The organism is Roseomonas sp. TAS13 (assembly GCF_001950415.1).
Lineage (GTDB): Bacteria > Pseudomonadota > Alphaproteobacteria > Acetobacterales > Acetobacteraceae > Roseomonas > Roseomonas mucosa.
On record NZ_BDLP01000287.1, the window covers coordinates 1 to 5,769 of the forward strand.

At 71.4% G+C, this 5,769-nt stretch carries 6 protein-coding genes and 1 pseudogene; 1 reads left to right on the plus strand and 6 read right to left on the minus strand.

Annotated features, from left to right (window positions below; translation table 11 throughout):
* Positions 1–252: 252 nt before the first annotated feature.
* Genes maiA through hmgA form a run of 3 tightly spaced genes read right to left on the minus strand, consistent with a single transcriptional unit; the run spans position 253 to position 3,610 of the window.
* Positions 253–885, minus strand: a complete 633-nt coding sequence (maiA, locus tag ROTAS13_RS18215) for a maleylacetoacetate isomerase (RefSeq protein ID WP_026033386.1) — start codon at positions 883–885, stop codon at positions 253–255.
* 20 nt (positions 886–905) lie between these two features.
* Positions 906–2,219 carry a fumarylacetoacetase gene (gene fahA, locus ROTAS13_RS18220; protein WP_019462146.1) on the minus strand — a complete coding sequence of 438 codons (1,314 nt, stop codon included), beginning with the start codon at positions 2,217–2,219 and terminating at the stop codon, positions 906–908.
* A 23-nt stretch (positions 2,220–2,242) separates the two neighbouring features.
* A complete protein-coding gene (gene hmgA, locus ROTAS13_RS18225; protein ID WP_058390098.1) occupies positions 2,243–3,610 on the minus strand; it encodes a homogentisate 1,2-dioxygenase in 1,368 nt (455 codons plus the stop codon).
* A gap of 68 nt (positions 3,611–3,678) precedes the next feature.
* Between hmgA and ROTAS13_RS18230 the strand changes: the two genes are divergently transcribed.
* Complete coding sequence (locus ROTAS13_RS18230; protein WP_019462148.1) at positions 3,679–4,236, plus strand: MarR family winged helix-turn-helix transcriptional regulator; 558 nt, start codon at positions 3,679–3,681, stop codon at positions 4,234–4,236.
* A 6-nt stretch (positions 4,237–4,242) separates the two neighbouring features.
* Here the strand turns inward: ROTAS13_RS18230 and ROTAS13_RS18235 are convergent, their stop codons facing one another.
* The 3 genes and pseudogenes from ROTAS13_RS18235 to ROTAS13_RS18245 all read right to left on the minus strand — a co-directional run.
* Entirely contained in the window at positions 4,243–5,220 is a 978-nt protein-coding gene (locus ROTAS13_RS18235; protein WP_058390097.1) for an MBL fold metallo-hydrolase, read from the minus strand.
* Between the two features lie 36 nt (positions 5,221–5,256).
* Positions 5,257–5,493: a DUF2783 domain-containing protein gene (locus ROTAS13_RS18240; RefSeq protein ID WP_019462150.1), complete on the minus strand. Its 237-nt coding sequence runs from the start codon at positions 5,491–5,493 to the stop codon at positions 5,257–5,259.
* A 13-nt stretch (positions 5,494–5,506) separates the two neighbouring features.
* Positions 5,507–5,769, minus strand: a pseudogene (locus tag ROTAS13_RS18245) (FAD-dependent oxidoreductase); the annotation flags it as partial.

Genomic DNA, 5,769 nt, shown 5'->3' on the forward strand with positions numbered 1-5,769 from the left:
CCGAGATCTACACCTCTCTATGCTGACGTCGAGACTTGTGATCAAGAGACAGCCACGCGCGGAGAGGATGTTTCCTTCATCCGGCTCCCGCTGTTTCCGCTTGCCTGGCGGGATCAGCCCCAGGAACTGGCCTTTGCCGGAAGCGCCAACACATCGGGTCCAGGGCACGCAGTGTCCTGGCGGTGAGGGGGTCCGGGCGGAGAGGCAGGGCCTCTCCCCCGGGGATGGCCCCGGTGCATTCCGCCGTTCGTACTATTCCGCGTCGGGCTGGCGGTCCGGGGCGGCCTCGGCGAAGGCCGGAAGGGCGTTGCAGGCCGCCTCCGCCGCCAGGAGGCGCGGCAGGGCCGTGAGGTCGCAGCGGAAGCGGCGGGCATTGCCGAGCTGCGGCACCAGCGCGATGTCGGCCAGGGTCGGGGCCGCGCCGAAGCAGAAGGGGCCGGGCTCGCCACGGATCAGCGCTTCGCAGGCGGCGAGGCCCTCGCCGATCGCCCAGCGGGCCCAGGCGGTGACCTCCTCCTCCGGCAGGCCCAGGCCGCGCAGCCGGGCCAGGACCTTGAGGTTCTGCACCGGATGGGTGTCGCAGGCGATGACCTGGGCGAAGGCGCGGACCCGGGCGCGGGCGTCGCGCCCCGAGGGCAGCAGCGGCGGCTCGGGCCAGCCTTCCTCCAGCCATTCGCAGATGGCCAGGGACTGGGTGAGGACCGTCCCCTCGCCGGTCTCCAGGGCGGGCACCAGGCCCTGGGGGTTCAGGCGGAGATAGTCCGGCGCCCGCTGCCCGCCATGGCGCAGGTGGTGGAAGGCCTGGCCGGGGCGGAGGCCCTTCAGGTTCAGGGCGATCCGCACGCGCCAGGCGGCGGAGGAGCGGAAGTAGCCATGCAGGCGCATCGTCTCGCCTTTCGCCAAGGTCAGCGGGCCGGAAGGATCGTGGCGCGGCACTCGCCGAAGCCGATGGGGGCGGCGCCGTCGCGGCGGGCGCGCAGGCGCAGCGTGACCTCGTCGCCATCCTCCAGGAAGCGGCGGCTCTCGCCGGAAGGCAGCACCAGCGGCTCCCTGCCGCCGCGCGTGGTTTCCAGCAGCGAGCCGAAGCCCGTGGGATCAGGCGCGGAGATCGTGCCGGAGCCCAGCAGGTCGCCCGGCTGCAGGTTGCAGCCGTTGCTGGTATGGTGCGCGATCATCTGCGCCACGGTCCAGTACATGTGCCGCGTGTTGGACAGCGAGACGCGGTGCGGCGGCAGCCCCTGCTCGCGCATCCGGGCCGTGGCGAGCAGCACCTCCAGCTCCAGGTCGAAGGCACCGGCGCGCTGGTCGGCCTCGTCCAGCAGATAGGGCAGCGGGGCCGGGTCGCCCTCGGGGCGCGGCGGCTGGGCGATGCGGAAGGGGGCCAGGGCCTCCGGCGTCACCACCCAGGGCGAGAGCGTGCTGCCGAAGTTCTTGGCCAGGAAGGGGCCGAGGGGCTGGTATTCCCAGGCCTGGATGTCGCGCGCCGACCAGTCGTTGAGCAGGCAGTAGCCCGCGACATGCGAGGCCGCCTCGCCCACCGGGACAGGTTCCCCGAGCTCGTTGCCGGGGCCGACCCAGATGCCGAGCTCCAGCTCGTAGTCCAGCCGCTCGCAGGGGGCGAAGCGCGGCGCCTCGGCCTCCGGCGCTTTCAACTGGCCCTTCGGCCGGCGGATGCCGGTGCCCGAGACGCGCAGCGAGGAGGCGCGGCCGTGATAGCCGATGGGCACGTACTTGTAGTTCGGCAGCAGCGGATTGTCGGGGCGGAAGACCTTGCCGATGTTGGTGGCGTGGTGGATGCCGACGTAGAAATCCGTGTAGTCGCCGACCTGCGCCGGCAGGTGCAGGGTGCAGTCCGCCGCGGGCCGCAGGCAGGGCTCGGCCCGGGCGCGGTCGTCGCTGCCCAGCGACAGGATCTCCGACAGGCGGACGCGCAGGGCGCGGCGCGGGCCGGCGCCGAGGGCGAAGAAGCTGTTCAGCGTTTTGGCGGAAGCGGCCCCGGCCGCCCGGGCGGCCTCCCCGGCGAAGAGTCCGGCGGCCAGCGCAGCCGGGAGGTCCAGCACCTGGTCGCCGATCGCCACGCCGCCGCGCGGCGCACCGCCCGGCGGGGAGAAGATGCCGAGGGGCAGGTTCTGGATCGGGAAATCCGCGTGCCCGTCCGCCCCCGGCACCCAGGAGCGGCGCGCGGGGTCGTGGGTGGCGTCGGGGGCGGTCTCTGTCATGCTGTCTCTCACGGTGCGGCTGCTCAGGGTCGGCTCGGGTCGAAGTTCTTGCGCAGGCCCAGGCCGTAGCCGGCGTAGTCGGACTGCAACTGCGGCGCCTCGGCGGCGAAGCGGGTGACGCGCTGCGGGAAGCGGGTCTCGAACATGAAGGCCAGCGTGCCTTCCAGCTTGTGCGGCTTGAGCTCGGCGCTGCTCGCCTTCTCGAAGGAAGGCTGGTCGGGCCCGTGCGGCAGCATGGTGTTGTGCAGGGAGAAGCCGCCCGGCGCGAAGCCGCCGCCGGTCTTGGCGTCATAGACGCCGTAGATCAGGCCCATGAACTCGCTCATCACGTTCATGTGGTACCAGGGCGGACGGAAGGTGTTCTCGGCCACCAGCCAACGGTCGGGGAAGATGACGAAGTCGATGTTCGCCGTGCCGGGGGTCTCGGAGGGCGAGGTGAGCACGGTGAAGATCGAGGGGTCGGCGTGGTCGAAGAGGATCGGGCCGACCGGCGAATAGCGGCGCAGGTCGTATTTGTAGGGGGCGTAGTTGCCGTGCCAGGCGACCACGTCGAGCGGCGAATGCGCGATCTCCGCGCGCCACAGGCTGCCGCCCCACTTGATGGTGAGGGTCGAGGGCGCGTCGCGGTCCTCGTAGGCCGCCACGGGGGTCAGGAAGTCGCGCGGGTTGGCCAGGCAGTTGGCGCCGATCGGGCCACGGTCCGGCAGGGTGAAGGCGCCGCCGTAGTTCTCGCAGAGATAGCCGCGCGCCGGCTGTTCGTCATGCAGTTCCACGCGGAGCTTCACGCCGCGCGGGATCACCGCGATCTCGCCCGGCTCGATGTCGATGATGCCGAATTCGGTCCAGAGCCGCAGATCGCCCTGCTGCGGCACGAAGAGCATCTCGCCATCGGCGTTGTAGAAATACTCGTCGCGCATGGAGCGGGTGACGAGATAGAGATGGGTGCCCATGCCCGCCTGGGTCGCCGCATCGCCGGCCGTGGTGATGGTGCGGATGCCTTCCAGGAAGCCCGTGCCCTGCCCCTCCGGCAGCGGGACCGGGTCCCAGCGCAGCGGGGCCGGCGCCATCTCCACCTCGGTGCAGGGCGCGGTGCGCCAGAGGCCGGCGTCGATCTTCCGGAACCGGCCCCAATGCGTCACGGTCGGGCGGATGCGGTAGAGCCAGGAACGCTCGTTGGTGGCGCGCGGCGCGGTGAAGGGGGAGCCGGAAAGCTGTTCGGCATAGAGGCCGTAGGCGCAGCGCTGCGGCGAGTTGCGGCCGATGGGCAGGGCGCCCGGCAGGGCCTCCGTCTCGAAGCCGTTGCCGAAGCCGGACAGGTAGGCCGCCTGGTTCGCCGCGGTGGACGGTGCCGCCATCGAGGGGGCCAGCGCGGGCTTCACGGTCTGGTTCATGCGTCTTGCTCCCGATCCGGGTCAGAGCCGGTTATGATGGTTCGGCAAGGGATTTTATATCGTCTCATATGATATCGAAAGCACGAAATGCGGCCCGCGCGGCGCGGTCCGGGACCAGAGCGGCGGAAGCCGGTGCGGAGGCCCCCCGCCCGCTGGTCCTGGGGGAGTTCCTCCCCTATCGCCTGTCGGTGGTGACGGAGGCGGTGAGCGGCCTCTTCGCCACCCGCTACCAGGAACGCTTCGGCCTCAGCATCCCGGAATGGCGCGTGGTGGCGGTGGTGGGCGAACAGGGCTCGCCCACCACGCAGGAGGTGATCGAGCGCACCGGCATGGACCGGGTGCGGGTCAGCCGCGCCGTGATCCGCCTCGCCGACAAGGGGCTGCTGGACCGCCGCGCGCATCCGCGCGACCAGCGGGCGCAGATCCTGAGCCTGACGCGGCAGGGGCTGGCGACCTATCGCCAGATCGTGCCGCTGGCCCTGACGCTGCAGGCGGCGCTGGCCTCGGCGCTGACCGAGGCGGAGCGGCGGCAGCTCGACGGCATCCTCGACAAGATCGGCGCGCGGGCGCGCGAGATGCTGGGCGAGGAAGCCGGGCACGGGGAGGCGGAGGAAGAGGCGGGCTGAGCGGGATCAGCCCTCCAGCTCGGCGGATTTCACCGGGCGGCTGCCTTCCAGGGCGCGCCACATCTCCACGTCCCGCTCGGCGGTCCAGATCTGCGGGCGGTCGAGGCCGCGCGCCTCGTCATAGGCGCGGCTGACGTTGAAGGGCATGCAGTGCTCGAAGATGACCCAGTGGCCGTATTTCGGGCGCATCCGTTCCATGGCGGCCGCGTAGATCTCGCCGAGCTCCTGGCCGGCGGCCACGCCTTCCTTCGCGATGCGGAAGAGGTCGGTGGTGAAGGAGGCGGTGCCCTCGATGCCTTCCGCGATATCGGCCTCCGTGAGCAGCGAGCGGCCGCGGCCCGGCACCATGGCCCTGGGCCCCAGCGCCTTCAGCGCCGCCAGCGTGTCCGGCCAGTCGGTGAAATGCGCGTCGCCGCAATAGGGGGTGGCGCCGAATTCCACCGTGTCGCCGGCGAAGGCCACGCGCTCCTCCGGCAGCCAGACCACCGTGTCGCCCGCCGTGTGGGAGCGGCCGATGTGGATGATCTGCACCTCCCGCCGGCCGAGCCAGAGCGTCATCTTCCGCTGGAAGGTGATGTGGGGCCAGGTGAGGCCGGGGATGCTTTCCTTGCCCCGGAACAGGCGCGGGAAGCGGCCGATCTCGCTGTCCATGTCCTGCTGGCCGCGTTCCACGATCATGTCGCGCGTGACGTCGGAGGCGATGATCTCCGCGCCCTCGTAGCCCGAGGCGCCGAGCACCCGCACGGCGTGGTAGTGCGAGAGCACCACGTGCTTCACCGGCTTGTCGGTCACGGTGCGGATGCGGGCGATCACGTCCTGCGCCATGCGCGGCGTCGCCTGGGCATCCACCACCAGCACGGAATCGTCGCCGATGATCACGCCGGAATTGGGGTCGCCCTCGGCGGTGTAGCCGTAGAGGCCGGGGCCGAGCTCCTCGAAGGAGACCTTCTTCTCGGCGAGGTCCGTGGTGCTGGCGAATGACATGGCGTGGTCCTCGTTCTGTTCGGTTCGTGCCACGCTTCATTGCGTGACGCGCAGGGTCTCGTCGGCGCCGGCGGGGAGGATGCCCTGGCGGGCACGGGCCAGGGCCTGCTCCAGCACCCGGGCATCGCCGATATGGTTGGCAAGAAGCAGGACGAGGCGCGCATTGACCTGCTGGCTTTGCGCCGGGGTGAGGCCGCGCTGGGCATCGACCAGGGCGGCGTAGAAGTCGTCCGGCGCATCGAGGTTGGGTTCGGTGTTCAGCGTGCCGGGCATGGCGGGCGTCCCTTCAGGCATTGCCGCTGGCGCGGGCGAGCGCGGCCAGGATGCGGGCGGGGTCGGCGGTGCGCCAGCGGGCGCAGACATGCTGGTCGGGGCGGAGGAGATAGAAGCCCCCTTCCCCGCCATCGTAGCGTTCCCAGGCCAGGCCCTCCGCATCCTCCAGCACCGTGGCGCCTTCCACGGCGAAGGGCGCGGAGCCGGCCGGGCGAAGGACCACGAGGCGCATCGGCACGGCGCCGGAATCGAGCGCGCGCAGGGCGGCCAGCAGGC

Excerpts from the sequence above, each read along its gene's own strand:
- hmgA (WP_058390098.1), bottom strand. The coding sequence starts at position 3,610 with ATGAACCAGACCGTGAAGCCCGCGCTGGCCCCCTCGATGGCGGCACCG.
- maiA (WP_026033386.1), bottom strand. The coding sequence starts at position 885 with ATGCGCCTGCATGGCTACTTCCGCTCCTCCGCCGCCTGGCGCGTGCGG.
- ROTAS13_RS18240 (WP_019462150.1), bottom strand. The coding sequence starts at position 5,493 with ATGCCCGGCACGCTGAACACCGAACCCAACCTCGATGCGCCGGACGAC.
- ROTAS13_RS18230 (WP_019462148.1), top strand. The coding sequence starts at position 3,679 with ATGATATCGAAAGCACGAAATGCGGCCCGCGCGGCGCGGTCCGGGACC.
- fahA (WP_019462146.1), bottom strand. The coding sequence starts at position 2,219 with ATGACAGAGACCGCCCCCGACGCCACCCACGACCCCGCGCGCCGCTCC.
- ROTAS13_RS18235 (WP_058390097.1), bottom strand. The coding sequence starts at position 5,220 with ATGTCATTCGCCAGCACCACGGACCTCGCCGAGAAGAAGGTCTCCTTC.